The sequence below is a fragment of the Deinococcus terrestris genome (assembly GCF_009377345.1).
GTDB classification, from domain to species: domain Bacteria; phylum Deinococcota; class Deinococci; order Deinococcales; family Deinococcaceae; genus Deinococcus; species Deinococcus terrestris.
In genome coordinates this window covers 73156-94295 of the sequence record NZ_WBSL01000008.1, presented here as the reverse complement: position 1 = coordinate 94295, position 21140 = coordinate 73156, and the positions used below count along the sequence as shown (strand labels likewise).

Sequence of the window (21140 nt, the reverse complement as noted above, 5' to 3'; positions counted from 1 at the left end):
CTGCTGCTGCTGGTCGCGGGCACGGGTGACTTCCGCGTCGTCTTTGGCGATCAGGGCGCGCTGCAGGTGTTGACTGGCCTGGGCTGTCCCCTCCAACTGCTTCGAAAGGGTCTCAAAGTGCTGCCCCACCGTGTTCACCTCGGTGGTGTAGCGCGAAAGCGTGCTACCGATGTTGCTGTAGAGGTCAACGAAGCCGTCCCGGATGGTCCCCGCGATCATCTCTGTGCTGCCGGCGTACTCCCCCTGGCTGAAGGCCAGCTGGTCGCCCACCGAGTGAAGGGTGGACCCCACATCAAGGAGCCGCTCGATAATCTGCGCCCCCGATTTGTCGAAATTGGCCTGCAGGGTGCGAATCTCGCCCAGCTGACTGTCGCTGTGCTCCCGGAGGGCCGCCATGGACTGCGTAAACATGTCGTTGAACTGCGAGTAGATGTTGCGGTAATCCTGACGGTGCTGCTGCATCGTCTCGACGGCCTTATTCAGGCGGTCGCTGCTGACCTTGACGTCCCCGCTGGCCGTCTTGAGGGCCACAGCCACTTCCTGCGACGTGCTTTGCAGCGTTTTCAGGCTGGCCTCAATCACACTGCCCGCCTGAGTCAGGACGCGCGCAAAGTCCTCGCTGGTCTTCACGATGGCTGTATGGGTCTGGGAGAGGAACTCCTCGGTGCGGCTCACCAGGTCCTGCAGGCTCTGCAACTGCTTCTCGGTGCCCGCGGGATAGACCAGGGGAGCGAACTGGGTACTGACGGCGTCCAGTTCACCGCTGAGCTGACCGGCCCGAATGCCACTCCAGGCATTCAGACCCTGCAGCACCAGGGCCAGCGCGACTCCCCAGAAGGTGCCGGCGAACGCCGCACTCATTTCCTGGAGGGTCATCCCCAGCGCCTGGCTGACTTCCGCGGGGTTGGCCGCCTCGATGGCGCCCTTGATCTGCGGCCCCAGGCTGACCAGGGTGTAGATCAGACCTACCACCGTCGTGACCAACCCAGCGAGCAGCAGCAGGTTGGGCACGGTCCGGGCCGCGGCATTGATGCGGCCGACCTCATCCAGCGCGGGCTCCAGGGCGTCGGCAGGGCGAGCAAAGGCCAGCCCGTTGTGATTCACCATGGCGGTGATCAGCCGACCGGGCAGGGAAGCGTGGTCTTTTCCCAGCAGCACCTTGGCCGAGTTCACGCTTAACTTCAGCGCTGTACTGCCCAGCAGCCGCCGGGCCGCGGCCAGCTCGCGGCTGAGCCGGGTATGGGCCTTCCACCACTGCCACACACCAAACCCGAACAGCACGGCGATCCCCAGCAGCATCCCCTGGATGGCACCGTTGTCTGGGAAGATCACCTCGGTGTTCAAGCAGCCCCCGGCCCGTAGTAGTGCGACGAATCCGTAAAGCAGCGCCAGCCGTTACGGGCCGCGTCCTGCACGTCCTCGCCGACCAGACCCCCACACTGCGGGCAGTAGAGGCCGTCTTTCGGGGCGTACCCACCCCAGCGCCCCTGCTGGTCCTTGCGCAGGGTGAGGGCATTGACCGTCGCGGCAGGCGGCGGGTACAGCAACATGGTCGCCTCGTGCAAAGAGGTGTGTTTGGCAGTGAACTTGGAGAGCCGCTCGCCCGCCCAGGCCTGATCGCCCCAGCCCTGAATCTGACCGGCACGACCCTGACGGTAAAACTCACCCAGGCGGGTCTGGAGCTGCTGCACGAACTCCTGGCTGCTCTGGGCGGGGTCGAGCTCTGGCCGCTTCCAGTGATGGTCAATGCGGGCCTGGAGGGTCGGCAGAGCGCCGAGCAGCGAGAAGCCGTCCTGATCCTGCTCACCGCGGGCCAGCACCCGTGCAGCTTCCGCGAGGTTGATGGGAAGGCGCCGGAAATCACGGTCACCAAAGCCGGTGGGTGTCCAGGGCATCACGATGCCGTTGCGAATGGTGAGTTCGCCGAGCAGCACCCCGATGATCAGGGCTTCTTCGGCGTCCTCGAGCAGCTGGGCCTCGCGGCGGGAGAGGCCGTACCACTGCACGTCCCGGCGGGTGTGGAAGGTCGGGAAGTCCTGACACTCGGCGCTGTGCAGGCCGCCAGAGCCCAGCACCTGGTCGAGGCCGCGCAGCGGAAACCGGAAGTACTCCTGCAAGAACAGTGCCCGGGTGGGGTCCGCCGAGACGGCGTCGCGCCCGTTGGTGCTGGAAAAGACATTGGCCACGACGCCCTTGAACGCTGCAACGCTCATGGGGTTCGTGTCAGCGGGGATGAACACCGACTCCCGCTCCATGATCGGGCTGCGGTTGCCCTCCACGGCCTTTTGCTTGTTGAGGTGCAGGAAGGGCCGTGCCCGCTCGGCGGCGTTGTGGAGTTGCCCATCAAGGGTGGGGCGCAGCTCGCGTTCGCGGCTCACCCGTTCCACCACATTTTCCTGGGCCAGCACAGCGCTGAAGGGGCGCGATGCCTGAGACAGCAGCCGGCTCATGGTCTCGGCTGGCAGCAGGTGCTCGCCGCGCGGGTCGAAGGGCGCGCTGATCCAGGTGCGTTCGAGTTGCCGTGAGGACGGCACGACCACGCCGGGCAGATCCGTCCAGCCGCGGATCAACTCCTCGAAATGCCGCGCTTCGATGTTGTCAAGGTGCTGCACGCTGCTGGTCTTCCCGGCTTCCAGGGCGCGGGCGTATTCCTCCTGCACGGTCGTGCGCGGCTCGAACAGCACCAGACCGTTCACCGGCGGGAGGGTCGCGGATTTGGCCTCAACATCGGCAGCGAGCCTGTTTTTGACCGCCGTGATGCGGCTGTCGAGGCTGCTGAGGTTGCTCTGCACCTGCTGCAGCAGGCGCTGCAGATGTTCGGCCACACCGAAATCGATCTCACCGTACTTGCGGTGGGTCTGGATGCTGGCGTAGAGCGCCGACTCCATCTGAATCTTGGCGAAGGCCCGCATGGCCGACCGCAGGTCGTTTTGCGCAGCCTCGATCTTGCTGCGGTTCTTGTTCAGGAAGCTGACGCGCCCCACCTCGGCCTTGAGCCGCCCCACCTGCGTCTCCACCTTGTCCCAGGCGTCGGCGGCCTCGGCCTGTGAGACGGCCGTGTTCGCGCGGGCAGCTTCATGCAGGCCTTGCAGGCCTTCCAGCAGGTATTCGACCTCGGCCGCCAGAACCCGTGGGCCACGCGTGCGGTCGAGCAGCACCTCGGCCGCATGATCCGAGAAGGCCTGATAGATGCGCTCGGTAACCTGATCCCGCCGGGCCCGGAGCTGGTCGGAGAGCGCCCCGTCCGGCGCCACCGCCTGCCGCAGCGAGGCCAGCGACCGGTCGAGCTTGCCGAAGTCCAGTTTGGCCGCGCCGAGTTCGCTGTTCACGGCGGCGGTCACTTCCTTCTGCCAGTCCTCGGGCGGCTGCTGCAGATAGGCAGGCACCAGGCTGCCCCAGTCGGTCCCGATCGCCGTGGTGAGGTCACTGACCCGGTCGGGTTTGTGGGCATGCCATTCCTTCAGGGCCCCGAGCAGCAGCTTCTTGGCCGCCGCTTCCGCAATCTGCGCCGCGGGAAACTCCACGACCGACAGCCCGAAGGTGGAGAAGACGTGCGCCTGGTGATCCCGGTCGGGTTGCGGTGCATCCACTGCAGTGCTGTAGGGGTCGGACTCCGGACTGATGATGTTGATAAAGATGCGGTCGGCCACCAGCTCGTTCAGTTCCGCCTCAGCCGTCTTCGACGGCGCCGACGGGCTGACGAGGTAGGGCAGGTCATACGGCTCAAGCCCCATGTTGGCCTGGGTTCCATCGGGGTACTGGATGGGCGTCAACTGTCCACCCTGGCTCTGGTGGTAGTGGTTGAGTTCGAGCAGGGCGTGGTACGCATTTTTCTTCAAGCGGTCGGCGTTCGAAGCGGTCACCGAGGTCAGGTTCTCGTGCGGCAGCGTAAAGATGCCGATGACCTTCTCGGTCTCCTTCAGGGGAAGAGACTTCACGAAATACCCGAAATCGGGGAGCAGTCCGCTTCCGGTACCGCCGCAGAGCGTGCCCACGACAAACACGCGGATTTCGCCACCCGACGCGAAGCTGAGGGTGGGGTTGGAACCGTCATGCAGGGGGCCGCGCCGCTCCTGGGCCTCGCTGCTCTGCAGCTTGCGCAGGCGGTTGATCCGGTCTTGCAGGGCCCGCTTGATGGTGGTGAAGTTGGGGTCGGTCATGAAGGTGAGCCGCCCGATCATGCGGATGTTGCCCGCACCGCCCTCGGTGTCCTTGAGCTTGCGCAGGGTGGTCATGTCCGCCCAGCTCTCGAGGTTGATCTTGCGGTAGCTCTGGGGGTCTTGCAGGATCTGACCGTAGATTCGGGCGTCCAGGCCGATCGGGAAGAAGTCGCCGCGAGCACGCAGCGGCGAAGGCTCGTTGTTGTTGGTCTCGATGGCCATGAACTCCACCCAGGGGGCGCGGCCGGCCGCACCGTACTGCCAGTCCAGGCGGCGCAGCAGGTTGTTGGCCACACGGGTTCCCGTGCTGCCGAGGCCGATGACGAGGGTTTTGGTGACTTCCATGTTGCGCATTCAGTTCTCCTGCGGCCGGACGGCGAGATTGACGGTGGCCTTAAACGGCCTGGGGGGAAGATGGGGCTTGGTGGCGGCGCGGCCCTTGAGGTTGATGGTGTAGTCGGCGTCTTTGCCCGCTGGGAAGGAGGGTGGGGTGCCGTCTTCCAGCGTCACATCCAGGTCGGGTTGAAGGGTCAGCGCGCTTCCCGTGCGCCGGATGGTCAGTAGCTTCACCGGGGGCAGATCCACACCGGAGAGCAGGACATAGCCGGGATTGGACGGAGGTGCCGGGTACCCAGGTCCGCAGATGATGCACACCGGTTCCCCCTCAGGAACGCTCTGCACCGGAAAGCTGCGCCCCGCAATCTGCAGTTCCCAGGTGCCGCGCGCGGCAGAGCGGCCGCCCCCCGCCCCACCAGCAGAGCGCCGCCGGGTAAGGAAAAAGGCGGCCAGGCCCGCGCCGCCAAGCAGCACCAGGGCAGGCAGAAGCCAGCGGTTGCCAGCCGGCGTGTCCTGCTCTGTGAGCGGTGCTTCCCCGGCGACGGCGCGCACCAGGTCTGCGCGGCTGGCGTCCAGCGCCTCGCCCCTGAAAGCCTGGGGGACCACAATGACCGCGTCGAAGGTGCGGCCGGGACGGTCGGGGTCCACCTGCAATTGCAGGGTCGCCCCGGTCGTGGCACTGGTCTTGACGCGGTTCCAGCGCTCCAGCGCCGAGAGATATCCGGGGTCATTCTCCCCGATGGTCTGCTGGTCGCGTTCACCGACAACACTGGCCGCCGTGTTGGTCAGGAGGACCACGACGGCGTTGGTGGATTCGCCAAGGTCGCCGGTGATCTGGGCGATGGCGGCTTCCGTGTCGTGGCCGCCCCGACTTCCCGCCTGGACCGAGCGCGGCCAGAGATCCTGGAAGGAGGCGCGGAGGGCCGAGCGGTCCTCACCCACTTGAAAGGGGTTGAGCGCCTGACCTTTGTGCGGCCAGACACTCATTTCCCAGGCATAAGAGCTCAGCTGATCCCCATTGACGAGGGTCTGCTCCGCGACATCTGAGGCCACGACCCGCGCGGCCTCGGCCATCCGGGGGTCCTTGGCAAAGTGGCCTGTGCTGAAGGCGAAGACGAGATGGACGTGCTGGCGGTCGAGATCGCCGCCCACCGCAGTGACCGCCTCGGCGATGGCCGACGACAGCCGCTCGGCCTCAGTGGCCAGAAAAGTTTTGTCGACCTGGACAGCGGACGCTGTGCCAGATGTCGATTGAGCCGCGGCGCCGCTCAGCAGCGCGCAGGAAAGCAGAAACAGCGGGTAGGTTCGCAAGGTCAAGCGCCTCTCTGAGGGACCGAAATATGGGAGCCGAGCACGTGCAGTTAAGTTATCGCTCACGTTCTGACTCCGCCATCACATTTGCGGCCTGGAATGCTGTTTTCAGGTGAGGCAGCCAGCTCGCGTGCTCGTCGGCTTCACTGCACGCCCAGCGCCTTGAACACCGCGTCCACCGGGTCGCTGTAAAAGGTCACCTGGAATTTGGAGAAGAGTTCCGGGGGCACGGTGGCCAGGTCGGCAGCGGAACTCATGGGGAGCAGCACCCGCCTTCCTCCGGCGTCCAGTGCCAACTGCAGGCTCGCGGCGAGGTTCTCCACTGGACTGATGGTGCCGCCCAGCGTCATCTGCCCCAGCAGCACGAGTTGCGGCTGGAGGGGCTTTCCCAGCGCGGCGGAACACAGCGAGATCAGGAGGGCCAGACTGATGTACTCCGGTGCGCCGTTTCCCTGCACGTCCACCAGGTGCAGCAGGTAGTCCGACCCGTCGGGGTGGATACTGCCACTGACTCGACTGGAATTTGCCTTGAAGTAGTTGAAGGCAATGTTGACCGCGTCGCGGACCGCCGACGCGCTGGCCGTGCCAGTCCGAACCAGCTTGCCGCTGCCGGGAGTGGTCTGGAGTTCTACCCGGTAGAGGCCCAGCATGCCGCCGTCCGACGGGCTGACCGCGTGGGCGTGGCCCGCCTGCAGGGGCCCCTCGGGAATCAGGGCGCCGCTCGACTGCTCGGGCAGGGTCACGAAGTGTTCCTCGAGGGTCTCTAGGTCGAGGTAGCTGAAGTGCACGTCGTAGAACTCCATGCCGCCGATCTTCTTGAGCTGTTCCTTGACCCGGCGGCGCACGCCCAAGGCGTACACCAGGGCGTCGCGGACGTCCTCCTTGCCGCACTGACCGTCCGGGTGCAGGAGCTTGAGCAGGCCGGAGGTCGTCTTGCGCACCGCCCGCACGTCGCGCTGGTTCAGGTTGTTGCCCAGCCGGAAGTGCGCGTCGATGGCGTCTGCGAAGGACACCTTGCGCAATTCACGCACCCACTCCGCGAGGTAGTCCACGATGAAGCCGTACTGGGTCGTGAAGCTCTCGGGGCGGAACTTGGGGATTTCCCAGCCGGGGATATAGGCATGGACGCGGTCAAAAAAGGCCGTGTCGATCATCGCCGGAGGGAAAGGCGCGAGCAGGTGCGAGGTCTTGACCAGGCTCTCCACACTCTGGTTGATGTTGCCCACAAAAACCATGCTGGCGGTGGCCGTGATCTCGGCCTTCCCGCGCGCGAAGGAACCCGAGTTCATGTAGTCCTTCATGATCTGGATGCCGTCGTTGTCCTTGAAGTGAATCCCTGCCACCTCATCGAAGGCGACGACGTCCCACAGCCCCACCAGGCCGACCTGTCGGCGGGCCATGTTGTAGAAGAGGTTGGCCACGGTGGTCTGGCCACCGCTGATCAGGATGCTGTTGGGGCTGATCTCCTTGTAGACGTGGCTCTTTCCGGTGGAGCGGGGGCCAAGCTCGACCGCGTTGTAGTTGTTTTCCACCAGGGGAATCATCCGGGCGAGCAGGTGCCACTTGACACTCTCGGCAAAGACAGTCGGCTCCATACCCACCGAGCGCAGCAGGGCGTCCAGCCACTCGGTCCGTGAGAAGGCGGCGCGGCCGGACCGCAGCTCGTCCATGTCGGTCGACGGCATCTGGATGGGCTTGAGGCTGCCCAGCAGGAAAGGTGTGGGCTTGTGGCCCGCGTCGTACTCGAGGCCGAGAATGCACCAGATGCCGCCTGCGAGGAGCTTCTCGTTCTGCCGGATGGTTCCGGCGTCGACCTCCACCCCTGTGACGCCCAGGTTCATCAGTTCGAGTTCATACCGGTCGGCCTTCTCGTTGAGTTTGGCCGTCACGCGGTCGATGACGGTATAGCGGCCCAGCTCCTTGACCCGGCTCTTGACCTTTTCGGCCTCGTCGGGGCGGACGTAGTTCTCCGCGAGAATCTTCTTGACCCGTGAGACGCCTTCCTCGATGGTCGCCTCATCGTCGGTCGCGCAGTACATGCCCAGCAGGTACTCCAGCACGTAGATGGGGACGTTCGCGCCCTCCTTGATCCGGGCGGTGAGGTCCTTGCGCACCACTTTGCCGGGGTAGGTGGCGTTGAGCTTGCCATTGAGATCCTGCGCGCTGAGGTCGTCCACTAGAAGTCTCCGAAGTCGTTCTGAAAAGCAATCGAGATGGTCCACGGCTCGCGCAGCAGCTCCAGGCCGTCCTCCTCGTCCGTGACCAGCAGGAAGTACGTGGCGGTTGCGTCCGGACTTTGCAGGGTCACCGAGAGCCGGGCAACCTGCTCGCGCTCGGACGGGTGGGGGCTGGGGCTCCCGAAAGTGAGCCGCCGCACGTCGGTCACCTCCCGGCCCTGGCCGTCAACCAGCCGGACGGTGACGGTCCGAGAGCGCACCCGCTCAGCTACAGCCTCGGTCTGGACCAGCGGCACGCTGAACAACGTGTTCGTGACCCGCCGGGAACGCGCAACGACCGCCACGCCCACCTTGCGGCTGGCCTGGGGCTGCCCAGCTGCGGCACGCTTGTGGCGGTAGGTCAGAACGGGGACCACCATCTCCTGCAAGCTCGCGCCGCCGTGCACGTACTGTGCCCCGCCCCCGGCGATCCGGTAACGCAGGGTGCCGCGTGGGAACAGCGCTGTGACTGGAGCCGTCATGGGCTGGTAAGTCTCCAGCGGGACCCGCAGGGTGCCCTCGGTGGCGGGCAGGTCCTGGCCCACCACACTGCGCCGGTCCGCGCTGACGCCAGCTCCCTTTGATGTGAGCGCCAGCTTGTCGGCCTCCTCAATCGCCTGACGCTGATACAGGAAGCCGTGGTCCGCCGTCACGATGACGGTGGAGGTATTCAGGCTGTTGGCGAGCCGCTTGACCGCGCGGGTGAGCTCGTCCAGGGCCACCTCGCAGGCCGCAAAGACGTCCCGCTCGCTGGCGGGCTTGTCGCCCACAGCGTCGATCGCGTCGTGGTACAGGTAGATCAGGCGCTTGCCCTCGAACAGGGTACGGCCTTCGTCCACGCTGAGCGACATCAGGTGGTCGAGCTTGAGGGCCGCGCTGGGGTACCCCGTGCGGACCAGGTGCGCGGCGCGGTCCTCGGCGCGGGTGGGTTGCCCATCACGCAGGACCCGCTCGCCCGCGGCGTCCCAGGTCAGGGTCTGCCCGGGCAGCAGGGCCGCCATGCCCCAGCGGGTCTGGCTGGGCAGGACCGAGAGCAGGCTGCCCAGTTCGGGTTCGCCGCGCAGGTCCGTGGTGATGCGCTCACGCAACTCGGTCGCCACCTCGTACCGCAGCGCGTCACTGATAATCACCACCACCCGGTCGCGCTCGTTCTTCTGCAGCAGGGGCAGAACATGCCGGGTGAAGAACAGCCACTGGCCGCGGGTTCCGCCCATTCGACCCGGCAAGCCCACGTCGAAGGCGTCGGTCCAGGCCCCGCCCAAGCCCTCCAGGAACCAGTGGACGTAGACGTCCTCGACGGCCCCGGTCAGGTCACGCAGCAGGTCGCCGGACGCGGTGTCCAGGGCCGTGACGTACTGCCGGTACAGCCGGTCGAAGACGTGCAGGCCAGAAATGTAACGCTCCAGCAGGGTGGCCGCATCGGTGGGAAACGTCCCGCCAAACGCCCGGCGCTGCTCGAAGAGGCCCGCCGCCGCGATCACCGCCCCGTACTCGGCGCTGTACCGCGCCGCGTGCTGAAGTGTCAGGCGGGTGCGGGCGACTGCCAGCACCGTCCCCAGATTGGTGCCGGGGGACTGCAAGGCCCGCACCAGCGCCCGCAGCGCCACCCGGTCGAGCACCGGGAAGGTGTCCACCTGCGCGTACGCTTCCGGGTCCAGGCCCTCGGCCCACGCCTCGATACCGAGGTCGGCTTCGACTTCTGCGGTGAGGTCGGTCAGGCGCGGCGCGTCCCGCACGTCGCGCTGCCACGCCGACACCAGGGCGTAGGCGCGGGCCGTGTTCGGGAGGACCATCCCCGCGAGCGCGGGCGGCACCGTCCCCCCCAATTGCTGCGTGAGGTGCGAGACGAGCAGGGCCAGGAACAGGCGCCGCAGGGTGGGGGCCTCGGCACGGAAGAGCGTGACCTGCGCGGACAGAGTCCAGAAGGCGTCGGTGAGTCCCAGTTTTGCGAGTTCGGACCATGCGGGGTTCCTGTCCTCGTCCAGGCCACCCAGCAGCACCCGGCGCAGGATCAGCGAGCCGTCCGCCACCTTCTCCCCTATCGCCGCCGCCAGCATCCCGGTCAGCAGGCCGCGTTCGTCCACGTCGGGGGGCAGCATCAGGGCCTGAAGGTCCGCGACGCGTTTCTTGCTTCCGAAAAAACGGGGGTAGGCCCTCACCACGGCTTCCAGCGACCGATCGCGGTAGCCCAGGTCGGCGAAGACCATCGCGGCCCGGTCCGCGCGGAAGAGGACGCCTGTGCATTGCAGGTCGAGCAACCAGTTCTCGGCGGCGGGCGGCTCGGGAAACGGGGCGTACAGCAAGAAGGGCGTGTCCGGGTCCTGCACGATCAACCGGCGCTTGAGGGCAAAGGGGGTCTCACCCAGGGTGAGCACGTCCACGCCGTCCAAGTGAAGCGAGGAAATCTCCTCACGAAACTCCCCTTCCGGGTCGTACCAGAAGACCAGGCGGCGGCCGTGGTGCGCCCAGCGGCGGTCGTCTGCAAAAAGGGTTTGCAGGGATAGGCGAACGCGGTCAGGCTTCAAAGGGGCGCTCCGGGGGTCGTGGCCGTCCCCAGGGCTTCACGCACCGTGTCCAGGGGCACGCGGAAGATGCCTGCCGCGCCGGAATAGGGGATGGGATTCCGGAAGCGCCTCGGGTGCGCGAGCTGCCAGGCATAGAGGCCATCGTCGCCCTCCACAGCCTGCACGCCGACCACGTCCACGATGCCGACCAGGGCGCGGTAGGGCAAGGCGTCTGGGTCGAGATCAAAGCCCCCAAAGTTCTCGGGAACGCGGGTGCCCGACGCATGCACCAGCAGCGGCCCCATCTCGCGCATCCGGCGCGAGCGGTATTCCAGGTTCTTCTCGCCGCGCAGGATCAGCTCGGCCCAGGGCTGCTGGATGCTCAGGGCGCGCAGGGTGTCTGCTGACAGGTCCAGGGGCGCGGGCTGGGCGGGCACGGGGAACTCTCCGACCAGAGGGAGTTCTTCTGGTGGGAGGGCGATGACCACCTCGAACGCCACCTCCAGCCCTTCCTCTGCCAGACGCTGGGCGATCTGCTGCTGCAAGGCCTGCATGGAATCCTGCACGCCGAAGTGGGCCCAGAACTCCCCGGCTGGAACGATGACCTCGCCCGCCCCGCTGTTCTCGACCGTCTGAACAACTTCCGTGATGGCCTTCCTGGTGATCTTCATCTGTAGCTCCCCTCTGGATCGAGACTGTACAGTATCCTGTACATATGCGGTCTATGACCTATACCAAGCTGCGGCAGAATCTCGCGGCCACCATGGACGAGGTGATCGACAACCACGACCCGGTGATCGTGACGCGGGGTGAGCGGGCCGTGGTTGTCATGAGTCTGGAGGATTTCCACTCCTGGCAGGAAACCGCGCACCTGCTGGGGACGCCCGCCAATGCCCGCCGTCTCCTGAAGTCCATCGCGGCGCTGGAGGCCGGACAGGGTGAGGCCAGAGAACTCACCCAATGAGGCTGGTCTTCTCCCCCGAAGCGTTGGAGGACTCCCTCTTCTGGCAGGAGCAAGGCGGCAAGACGCTGGGGAAGATCAACGAACTCATCCGCGCCACTGCCCGTGACCCCTTCAGCGGCCCGGGCAAACCCGAACCGCTGCGGCATCAGCTTCAGGGCTGGTGGTCGCGGCGCATCACCCTGGAACACCGCCTCGTGTACCGGGTGAGCGGGGATGATCTGCTGATCGCCAGCCTGCGCTTCCATTACGAGGATTGAGACAGGAAGGACCGGGTCACTCTGCCTTTCCCTTCCGGCCACGCCTCACTCCCGGCGGAATGGTCACGTGCGGGTCAGATGGCGGGGCGGCACCTCTCCAGTATCGGGACGAGGCAGGGGTCTCCGTTCTGCCCGGTTTCTCTTCCTCACGCGGCAGCATCGAGAACAACACCCGTCCACCCTCCATCACGTCCAGGCGCGTTCCAGCCCGTAGCAGGGCCAGCCACGCCTCGAAGTGCGGCACCACCAGTTCCAGCGGTACAGGAGTTGCCGCCCCAACCCGCGTTCCACGGGGGACGCGGGGTTCGCTGCGTTCCTGTTCCTCCCGGCGTTCCTGTCGCCGTTGCCGCCGTTCGGCCCGCTTCTGTTGCCGGGCAATCTCGTCCCCGTCGGTCAGCCGCACCAGACGGGAGCGGATCGCCCCTGGCTGACGGCAGAGGGTCCGCGCCAGATCCGCTTCCTCGAACCCCGCCTCCGCGAGTCGCCGCAGCAGCCCATCTTCCTGGTCGGTCCAGGGCACGTAGGCGCGGCGGCTGATCCGGCGCAACTGCCGCTCGATGTACGGGTTCTCGTGCGGTTCCACCGGGGCGCTCAGCAGGGCCAGCAGCTCGGCCTCGCAGTCGGGCGGCACGGTGTGCGAGGGTGCGGTGGCTGGCCGTCCTGCGCCGGTCACCTCCGGGAAGGGGGGCAGCGGCGCAGGCTCGCCCCACCCAGCCTCTTCCTGCTGTTCTTCGTCCTCATCCAGCAGCCAGTCGTCGGGATCTACCTTGTCCGGGCCGGTCACGCCCCCACCTCCTCACGCCCCCGCTCCTGCGCGAGCAGGTCGCGCTTCCACTGGCTCTTGCGTTCCAGATCGGCCATCTTCAGGTCGGTGCCGGTGTACACGAGGTCAGAAAGGCCCTTCAGGGGCCGCCCGGTCAGGTACTCCAGGCCCGGGGCACTCATCAGCCAGTAGTTGTAGGCCACGCCGTCGTCGAGGTCGAGGGGGATCTTCAGGTCGGCGGCGTGGCGCAGAGACTCGTCGTACTTATGGACCTCCGCGATCTGCTCGCTGATTTCCTTCAGGCGTTTCTCGGCGGCCTTCTTCGCGGCTGTACTCCCTGCCGCGTCGCGCTCGCCCCCCACCCGTTCCAGGTCCGCGTCCAGCTTGCGTTGCAGGGGCATCAGGTAGTCGGTTCGCAGCCGCGCCAGCGTGCCCGCGTCGTAACGGTGCAGGTAGACCAGCGCCCCGAAGCCGCGTTTCTTGCCCGACGTGAACAGCCAGTAGATGGGCCGTTTCTTGTAGGTCTGGATGTGGTCGGACATGAACTCGGTGGCGAAGTAGCGGCGGATGCGGGCCTCTGCCGTCTCCCCGGCCCTCTGGCCGCCCAGGGACGCCGCCACCCACTCCATGTTCTCGGCCACCCGTTCGGGCGCGAAGGCCACCCGCAGGAACTCGGCAAAGCGGGCCGTCACATCGTCCTCGAAGTGGCCGCCCAGGGGCACGGGCAGGATGCCGTCGCGGTCGGCGGGGAAGCGCGTGTGGCGCGACGGGTCGAAGGGTTGCCCCGCGTGGATCAGGCCCGGCTCGTCCAGCGAGTAGCGGCCCATCATGCAGCCCACCGCGTAGGACAGCAGGCTCCGCACGTCGCGGCCCAGGTCGGCGCGGCGAATGGTGATCTGCTCGTCGGGCACCTCGGGCGTCAGTTCGTCTTGCAACCCGTAGGCGTCGATCCAGTAGCGGTTGTTCTCCTCCTCCAGTCGCTGCAACTCGCGGAAGGCCGCTTCCGCCTGAGCCTGCCAGATGGAAAAGGCTTCGGAGACGGTCGCCGTGCCGGGGCGCAGCAGGGGATGGGATTGGAAGTCCCAGGAGGTTTCAAAGTTGTCCCAGTCGATTTTAGCAAAGTTGACACAGGCCTGAATTAGCAGTTTGACGTCTGCTATTAAGGTAACCGAGGGACGAAGATATGGTACTTTTTGAATTTCCTTCACTTGAAAGGAAATAGTTGGGTTCAACGCATGTAGGATTTCATTGGCATAACTTGAATTGAGGAGTCCCAAAATCGGCATTTCATCTTCATCTTCAATTGGAAATATCGAAGAGCCATTCACATCAAAAATATGGCCCCTATTTAGCAGTCTAGCATTAAACACACCCGTTGTGTTATAAGTCCATGTAATTCCAGATATATTCCAATACTCCTGTTTTATAATCCTAGCTATTTTACTATTTCGATAGAATGATCTTACTTCAGGTCTCCAATTCACACAATAATCGATGTTCCCGTACCACTTCCGAAATTCACCACCCTTTATGTAAAATCTCCAGCCATCAGGAAAAATGCTATTTGACGTTATCTCCCAATGGAATCGCAAAAATTCATCGTTGTTTCCTGTCTTATTCTGACCATCCACTCCTGCTACGGTACCGATGCTGGGAATTCTAAATGTGTTCTTTGTTTTGTCACCAAACCAGTAAATCAATGGGTGGTCTTCAATCGATAAAAAGTCCTTTTGTGGTACTTTATTATATCTATTGTGTTTATTGTGAAAAGCTGCCTCCTTTGCATCGAGACCTTCAACATTAGTCAGTCGAATGTATCTTCCAGACGCACCAATATTTCTTTTCTTCTTGATTATGAAAGAGGCGTTCTGTACTATCTCACCGCCGATCTCAGGGAATGCACGCGCACCAAGATGTACAAATGATTCGATTTGGGTCTCTTTAATTATATTGCTTCTTAGTGGAGAGAAGGACGATAGAAACATCCACCCATGTTGAGTGACCATCCCTATAGTTCCAGAGCTATTTAAAAAGTCAAGACATCTAAGGATAAATGTGGAATAAAGGTCATTTTTTCCGTGAGTAAAACGCAATGGTACTTCACGGCGTAGAACCTCGGTAAAGTCAGAAATACTCATGTATGGAGGATTCGCCACCACCGCGTCATACTTCCGGCCCAGCAACTCGGCCTGTTTCAGCAGGTGCCGCAACTCCTCCAGCGCCCCGGCGTCCAGCCCTCCCCTACTCTCCAGCCAGTGCAGTTGCGCCCGCAGCCGCCCGGCGTCGAACTCGGGCGGGGTAATCAGGCTGCCCAGGTGGTCGGCATCCTCGAAGGCACTCACCAGCGGTTGCCAGTCGTTCGGGTTGAAGGCGTCCGCATCGGTCAGGCCACCGCTGAGGGTGCTGAACTGGCCCAGCATGTCCCGGCTGCCCGCGTTCGGCAGCTTCAGCCCCCGCGTACTCCTCACTTGCAGGATGTTCAGTTCGGGCATGTCCCGGCGGAACAGGCGGCTGTTCAGGTCGCGGGCCTTCATCACCACGGCAAAGCTCGCCAGTTGCGCGGCCCGCTCGTCGATGTCCAGACCGTGCAGGTTGTGTTCCAGAATCAGCGCAGGAATCTCCCGGTCGCTGTAGCCCCGCTCGCGGTAGATGTGCGCCAGCAGGTCGAAGGCGTACACCAGGATGTGCCCGCTGCCACACGCCGGGTCCATCACGGTCAGGCTCTCGGGGGTCAGGTCGGGGTTGGGGGGCGGGGCCGGGTTCTCGCTCTCCAGGTAGTACGGCATATGCTCGCGCAAGCCGCTCTCCGGGTGCGCCTCCAACCACACGCGGCCCAGGCTGTTCTCCACCATGTAGCGCACGATCCAGTGCGGCGTGAAGAGCTGCGTGGCGGCGGGAATGTCGCGGGGGCTGTACTTGCCCTTCTGCGCGAACACCTCGTCCTTGCGCTCGGAGATGTAGAACTGGTAGAGCCAGCCGACGATCTCGATGTCGCCCCAGTCGGCCTCCGGGATATCGGCCACCATGCGCCGCACGATGGACTCCTGGTTGAGCAGGGTATCGGGCAGGAACAGGTCCAGCCACGCCCGCTCGCGGCTGAACAGGAAAGGCAACGTGGGGGCAAAGGTGCCCGCATACGCCACGAGTAGGCGGCGGTAGACCTCACCGGGTTCGTACAGGCGCTGCCACTCGGCCACCACGTCGGGCGTGACGTGCTCACCCAGGTCTCCCCCATCGGCCAGGGTCACGGCGTCGCGCAGCAGGTTGGGATCGGTCTGGCCCGGCGTGTCGCTGGACAGGGCACGCTCGGCGTACCCGTGCACCTCCATGTAGCGCAGCGCGGCGAGGCGGTTGAACCACGTGTACGCGATCTCGTCCACCAACCCCAGGAACTTGTCTTTCGGCGTGCCGGGGAGGTCGTGGTAATGCCGGATCAGGGCGTCGTACTGGCCGATATCGGTGGCGCTCAGCGTGAGCGTCTGCCCGCCGAGAATCAGGCCACCCTGAAGGCGGGTCGGGGTCTCGATGCCCTTGTCGGTCACACCAAAGAGGGCGAGGCGGGCGCGGACGAGGTCGTGCAGGTGGCGGCGGCCCCACTGGGCGAAGTTTTTAACGGCAGTGCGGTTCAAGGAGGGCCTCCAGGGCGAATGAGCAAAATGCGGGAAGCAGGAGGCAGTGGGCCAAGGGCTGTTCTGGACCTGCGGAGCAGAGGTCTACGCGCCTCACGTCAAGCGTGCGACGACTTCGGGAGAAGTGCGAGGATTTCCGGCGACCGCCCTCCGGATATCAGCTCCCCTGTATCGGTCCTTATCGCTGGCCAAATGCGCTAAGACTTCAGGAGGGGTGCCCGGATTTCCGGCAACTGCGAGCCGTACATCACCGTCCTTATCTGTACTGAGGTGTTCAAGGAGCTCTGACGTGGCACTCAAATTCCCAGCAACTGCTTTTCGGACGGTCCAATCTTGATCCCTGGCGAGCTGGGCGAGAATCACCAAAGGCGTATTTGGGTTGCCAGCGACAGCGCGACGCACTGCCTGCCATTGGTCCTGCGCCAGACGTGCCAGGGTGTCAGGAGTGGCGCGGGGCTGCGCGGCGACGACCGTGCGGACAGCGCCCTCAGACGCAGCCAGCTGTTCGAAGAGGAGCGTTGGGGTACTGGGGTTGCTAACCACCGCCCCCTGGACTCTCCAGTCATCATCGTTAGCAAGTCGCTCGAGAAGTTCTACGGGGGTATGAGGATTCTCAGCAACCCCAGCCCGTACTTCCCATTCCCCGTGACCACTCAGAAGCAGAAGGCTGGCAAGAGGAGTGGCGCTGTCCTGGGCAACGAAGACTAGGTCGCCAATAGGGTCATTCGGGTTTGGCTCCTGCATCACACGAGTTAAATAAGCCTCTCGATCCTCCAGCTGTGCCTGGGCCTCGGGAAACTCTGCAGCAAGCTGCTCCAGCAGTGCTGTGGGACACCTTGGATCGAGGATCATCTGATCGAGGTCAAGCTCGCCTTCTAAAAGTTTCAAGGCCTGATAGATCGTTATGAGATGCTCGGCGCGTAGGCAGTGCTGGTCGAGCATCCTGCCACCCAGGGTGACATCGAATTCCAGAATCCGATCGATTGCCTCTGCATCCAAAACGAGATCATCGATCATTTCGGCTACGAGGTCCCTGTCCTCCTTGCTGATCGCAAGACGCACAGCTTCATTTAGGATCTCGGGCACTGACTCGCAGGCGGCTACCAAGTCGCGATCTTGATAGAGCAACTGGAGAGCCAGATCATCTGCCCACCCGGTGCGCCGTACCATCTCAAGTGCACCAACGTGCTCCCCTGGCTCATCGTAATCGTTGTCATCAGAGTCTTCTTCATCTTCCAGAGGAGAAAAATACTCCTTCACTCTGCTGAAGAAGGACTCGTAAGCAACTGGGTCCTGAATACGCAATTCCTGCTTATCCTTATCGTAGAGACCCTCGTAATATTCGGTTTCTATCAGGTAGTACCCTGAGTCATCGTCGTACTCTGCCTCAACTGATGTTATACCCCCGAGGTAGGTTGCGCCTGGAGCTGCCTTCTCGGCGAGGTCCATCGTTTCATCACTGTGGTCAAAATAGCTGCCAATATCGTAGAGTTCTTTCTCAGGCATTTCTTTTCTCCTCTTTGGTGGTGGGTTGGCTGTCATCTTTCAGGTACAAACAGGGGTGCGGAAGACCAGAGTCAGATAGGAAGATCACCTCGTCGTTTGCCGTGCGGAGAACGACGCTGACCTGTCCGGACACCAACTGGGTTTTCAGGTCCACCGCCTGTGGGTGTTGCGTCAGGAGGGTCTCGATCTCTGCGCGGTGCAGGCGGCCATTAATCAGCGCCAACTCGTGGGTGAGGTCCTCTGCTCGCACCTGAAGCTGTTCGGGTTGGTTGGCGGCATGAACGTCCGGCAGTGCCGCGCCTTCCTTGAAAAGCTTGGGGAGCACGGCAACGCTCTTGAACATCCAGTCTTCCAGCGTCATGTGCTCCAGCCACTCCGTGAGGCTAGGAATACGGCGGAAGTCCTCTAGCACATGCTGCTCGCCGATCAGGCGAACGGGGATCTGCCGTCCCGCGCTGTTCGTGATGGTTCGGCCGAACACCTCCTCGCACCAGAAGATGCCCTGGGCATGGTGCCGGAGCGCACGGTGCCGAGCGTCCGCGATGAAGGCTTTCGACGCGTCGAACCACTCGTGGATCGCGAGATAGTCTTCTGCGACGCCGCCAAAACGCCGTGCCGAACTCTGGGCGTGGTAAATCGCGTGGCTCACCGTCAATCTCCTTGGTCATGTGCGGACGTGCGTTCGAGTGGTCTGCCGCTCTGTGTCATGAACACCCTCCCGGCGTTCCAGCAATCAAAACACCACCTGCTGGGCGGCAAAGTACAGGCTGCGTTCGGCAACCTGGACGAGGTGGCGGACCAGCTCAGGCGTTGGGCGTTCCGGGCACAGCACGATCTGCCGAATGGTCAGGTCGCCGTCCTTGTCCACCGTGACGGGCAGGAGTCCGCCCCCCAGCAGGGGCTTGAGGTGCTTCAGGTGATGCTGCGCCAGCAGGCTTTCCTTGTTTCGGCCGAGACTGCCCTCGGTGTGCGCCCGCAGGTACAGGCCAGGAACACTGTTTTCCTCCATGCTCACGTAACGCAGGTAGAGGGTGTGCCGGATCTCGCGGGTTTCCTTCGCCTTCCGGAACATCAGGAGGCCACGGGGCTGCTCACGCTCATTCTCGATGCTGCCCCGGACCATGCAGATAATTTCATTGGTTCCCTGCGGTTGCCAGATTCTGTCGTCTCCAACGAGCTGCAACAGGTGCCCCTGCGTCAACCACTCACGCTCGCCTCTGCCTGTGGGACGTGGAGGCGTGTAGTCGGGAGTGACGTTGAAACCGGCACGCTGGAGCAGATTCTGGAATTGCCCGAAGCTCGCCCCCGCCATGTACTGCAGCAGAGCAGGCGTCATGGGTCCGGCAACGGGCCAGGAGCGGATGCTGGCCACCTGGGTCTGGCCGTCCGCCTGGGAGTGGACGTACAGGGCGGGCGTCAGGGTGCGGGTCGCCATCCAGTTGTCCGTGAGGTGCTCGACCAGAGAAGGAGGGGTCTCGAACTGCATGAAGTGATCCTGGAGAGCCGCGGCGACAATGTCGGGGGCGTCGGATTGGGGAACCAGGGTCGCCGTCCGGAAGGTGAGGACCGGATAGGGAGTGGTGCTGGTCGGCTCCAACCAGAGCAGCCCCATCCCGCCGCGTCCGTCCGGCTCGTTCCAGGCAACTTCGGTAAACGAGTCTCCGCGCATCCCCAGCAGCGTGAACCCGGCGCGCTTCAGAAAACCGGCGCTCAGGATGGTGGCGCTGTCCAGGGTTCCTTCTTCAGAGTCCTCGTCCCCCTCACCCTGCAGGAGTTCCTGGATGCCAGTCACGAGGTCTCGTTGTTGGCAGGCGTCGAGAACCTCAAAGAGGTTCTTCAGCGCCTCTTCTTTGGCCACTGTCCCGGGGGAAACGAAATGGACCTTGAGGAGGCCGTCCTCCAGTGAGATATCGAGGTGGAGCGTTCCCGCCAGACCCAGGGAGGTCAGGTGCTCCCGGCTGAACGCCTCGACCAGTGCCCGCACCGGATCACCTGGCCGCAAATGGTTGAGCCGCTGCTTGACCGCAGGGTTCTCGAGTTCATCCATCCGGAGCGCCAGCATCAGCACCGTGTAGTCCCTGCTGGGCTGAAGCAGCAGGCCGACGGGCAGCTGCTCCATCAGATGGGCACTCTCAGGCTTCAGAGCGATATAGGCCTTCCAGGAACCGTCAGGCGTTTCCTCCAGCTCCCTTTGATACACCGCCCGCAGCAGGATCGATTGCAGGGCCTGGAAAGGATTGACGTCATCATCGTGTTGATCTTCATCCGCCTCTTCTGGAACTGAGCCATCCTCTATCTCTTTCCGAAGGGCTTCCTGGACGTCAGAAAGCAGGCGCTGGTGCCAGAACGCCGCCGCGACCGCGAACAGCCTGTCGAATGTGCCCTCCCGGGCCGGGACGCCGGGGGAGACGAAGTGAAGGTTCAGGTAAGTGTCTTCCAGCGAAATGTCGATATGGAGGGTGCCCGCCAGCCCCAGTGGGGCGAGGTGTTCGCGGCTGAACGCCCCGACCAATGTCCGGACCGGGTCATTCTGCTGCAGGGCGCGAATGCGCTCCTGAACGGCAGGGTGCTCGAGTTCATCAAACCCAAGCTGTGCGGTCAGCATCGTGGCTTCACGTCCGGCAGGCTCAAGCTTGAGGCTGATGGGCATGACCTGCATCATTCCAGCGTGCTCGGCGTTGAGCCCGATCAGGTCAGTCCAGTGACCTCCCGAGTTCTGGTCCGGGTACGCACGGTAAAATTCCCGCATCTGCGCAGTGCCGGGTTCCGCCGTGATCGTCTCGGCCGGGACGCCGTCCCCGAACTCCTCCTCCTCATCCACCTCTGCCGCCAGCTGCGCCTGAACTTCCTCCTGACCGGAAAGCGCAGCGGCCAGGACACCCATGAGGTTGAGGTCAGCGCACCGGACCGCCACTTCACGGAGAAGGGCCAGGCATTCCTCCTCTCCAGGAAAGGCCTCCAGATGGTGGCTGCAGGTGAGGTTCAGGTGCTCCCAGGACACTCGGCGCTCGACCTCGATCACTGCGGCGTCACGCCATTCCACAGGCAACACGCTGAGGACGGCCTCCCGACAGTCCCTGGCACACCTGCTGAGGTCCTCGCCAGTCAACTCGGGCAACATGTACTGAATTTCGATGTAGGCGAGTCCAGCGGACCCGTCTCCGGCCCCGTTGATCATCAGGTGTTGAGGCCACGGGGGCCGCATGGCCTGCACCTTGTCCCCGTCCTGAGAGCTGAGCCACGTGACCCGCACGACGCCCGTTGAATGACTCACCCTGTACTGGGCTTCCAGTTCCTGCAGGCGCTCTGGGGTGAGCCCTCCGGCTCCCACCCGTGCGGTGGCGTCTGCCCCCGCTCCGGCCCCAGTCGGTGCGGAGCGCTCCGCACCTGGAGCCTGCGCCGCCAACCTTGCCTGCCGGGCAAAAGCAGCGAACTCTGGAATGTCAGAAGCTTCGTAGGCATCAAGGAGCCAATCGGGTGGTGTGGTCATCGGT

13 protein-coding genes are annotated in these 21140 nt (G+C 63.9%); 2 read left to right on the top strand and 11 right to left on the bottom strand.

What is annotated here, in order from left to right; translation table 11 throughout:
* The 6 genes from F8S09_RS13835 to F8S09_RS13810 all read right to left on the bottom strand — a co-directional run.
* Positions 1–1344: hypothetical protein (locus tag F8S09_RS13835; protein ID WP_152872067.1), on the bottom strand; the 1344-nt coding region annotated here is incomplete at its 3' end.
* Positions 1341–4505, bottom strand: a complete 3165-nt coding sequence (locus F8S09_RS13830; RefSeq protein ID WP_194165349.1) for a tubulin-like doman-containing protein — start codon at positions 4503–4505, stop codon at positions 1341–1343. The genes F8S09_RS13835 and F8S09_RS13830, both read right to left, overlap by 4 nt.
* 9 nt (positions 4506–4514) lie before the next feature.
* The gene (locus tag F8S09_RS13825; RefSeq protein WP_152872025.1) at positions 4515–5813 is read right to left on the bottom strand and encodes a hypothetical protein; all 1299 of its coding nucleotides are present in this window, start codon (positions 5811–5813) and stop codon (positions 4515–4517) included.
* A 137-nt stretch (positions 5814–5950) separates the two neighbouring features.
* A complete protein-coding gene (brxL, locus tag F8S09_RS13820; protein WP_322618831.1) occupies positions 5951–7984 on the bottom strand; it encodes a protease Lon-related BREX system protein BrxL in 2034 nt (677 codons plus the stop codon).
* Positions 7984–10548: a BREX-1 system phosphatase PglZ type A gene (pglZ, locus tag F8S09_RS13815; RefSeq protein ID WP_152872024.1), complete on the bottom strand. Its 2565-nt coding sequence runs from the start codon at positions 10546–10548 to the stop codon at positions 7984–7986. The genes brxL and pglZ overlap by 1 nt, the downstream gene beginning before the upstream one ends.
* Positions 10545–11198, bottom strand: a complete 654-nt coding sequence (locus tag F8S09_RS13810) for an ASCH domain-containing protein (RefSeq protein ID WP_152872023.1) — start codon at positions 11196–11198, stop codon at positions 10545–10547. Before F8S09_RS13810 ends, pglZ begins: the two co-directional genes overlap by 4 nt.
* Positions 11199–11242: 44 nt before the next feature.
* On the opposite strand from F8S09_RS13810, the gene F8S09_RS13805 reads away from it, so the two are divergent.
* Both F8S09_RS13805 and F8S09_RS13800 read left to right on the top strand, forming a co-directional pair.
* A complete protein-coding gene (locus tag F8S09_RS13805; RefSeq protein WP_152872022.1) occupies positions 11243–11491 on the top strand; it encodes a type II toxin-antitoxin system Phd/YefM family antitoxin in 249 nt (82 codons plus the stop codon).
* Positions 11488–11748 (top strand): Txe/YoeB family addiction module toxin, encoded by a 261-nt coding sequence (locus tag F8S09_RS13800; protein WP_152872021.1) that lies wholly within the window; start codon positions 11488–11490, stop codon positions 11746–11748. Before F8S09_RS13805 ends, F8S09_RS13800 begins: the two co-directional genes overlap by 4 nt.
* A 16-nt stretch (positions 11749–11764) precedes the next feature.
* Here F8S09_RS13800 and F8S09_RS13795 read toward each other — a convergent pair whose 3' ends face one another.
* The 5 genes from F8S09_RS13795 to F8S09_RS13775 all read right to left on the bottom strand — a co-directional run bounded on the left by F8S09_RS13795 (position 11765) and on the right by F8S09_RS13775 (position 21136).
* The gene (locus F8S09_RS13795; RefSeq protein WP_152872020.1) at positions 11765–12532 is read right to left on the bottom strand and encodes a hypothetical protein; all 768 of its coding nucleotides are present in this window, start codon (positions 12530–12532) and stop codon (positions 11765–11767) included.
* Positions 12529–16140, bottom strand: a complete 3612-nt coding sequence (gene pglX, locus F8S09_RS13790; protein ID WP_152872066.1) for a BREX-1 system adenine-specific DNA-methyltransferase PglX — start codon at positions 16138–16140, stop codon at positions 12529–12531. The genes F8S09_RS13795 and pglX overlap by 4 nt, the downstream gene beginning before the upstream one ends.
* Positions 16141–16233: 93 nt before the next feature.
* Positions 16234–17646 carry a variant leucine-rich repeat-containing protein gene (locus tag F8S09_RS13785; protein WP_194165359.1) on the bottom strand — a complete coding sequence of 471 codons (1413 nt, stop codon included), beginning with the start codon at positions 17644–17646 and terminating at the stop codon, positions 16234–16236.
* Positions 17639–18295 (bottom strand): DUF6915 family protein, encoded by a 657-nt coding sequence (locus F8S09_RS17720; RefSeq protein WP_194165358.1) that lies wholly within the window; start codon positions 18293–18295, stop codon positions 17639–17641. The genes F8S09_RS13785 and F8S09_RS17720 overlap by 8 nt, the downstream gene beginning before the upstream one ends.
* 84 nt (positions 18296–18379) lie before the next feature.
* Positions 18380–21136 (bottom strand): hypothetical protein, encoded by a 2757-nt coding sequence (locus F8S09_RS13775; RefSeq protein WP_152872064.1) that lies wholly within the window; start codon positions 21134–21136, stop codon positions 18380–18382.
* Between the last annotated feature and the right edge of the window lie 4 nt (positions 21137–21140).

What these genes read in the sequence shown, in the direction of transcription:
- F8S09_RS13830 (WP_194165349.1), bottom strand. Translation starts at nt 4,505, where the DNA reads ATGGAAGTCACCAAAACCCTCGTCATCGGCCTCGGCAGCACGGGAACC.
- F8S09_RS13810 (WP_152872023.1), bottom strand. Translation starts at nt 11,198, where the DNA reads ATGAAGATCACCAGGAAGGCCATCACGGAAGTTGTTCAGACGGTCGAG.
- F8S09_RS13805 (WP_152872022.1), top strand. Translation starts at nt 11,243, where the DNA reads ATGCGGTCTATGACCTATACCAAGCTGCGGCAGAATCTCGCGGCCACC.
- F8S09_RS13800 (WP_152872021.1), top strand. Translation starts at nt 11,488, where the DNA reads ATGAGGCTGGTCTTCTCCCCCGAAGCGTTGGAGGACTCCCTCTTCTGG.
- F8S09_RS13785 (WP_194165359.1), bottom strand. Translation starts at nt 17,646, where the DNA reads ATGCCTGAGAAAGAACTCTACGATATTGGCAGCTATTTTGACCACAGT.
- F8S09_RS13775 (WP_152872064.1), bottom strand. Translation starts at nt 21,136, where the DNA reads ATGACCACACCACCCGATTGGCTCCTTGATGCCTACGAAGCTTCTGAC.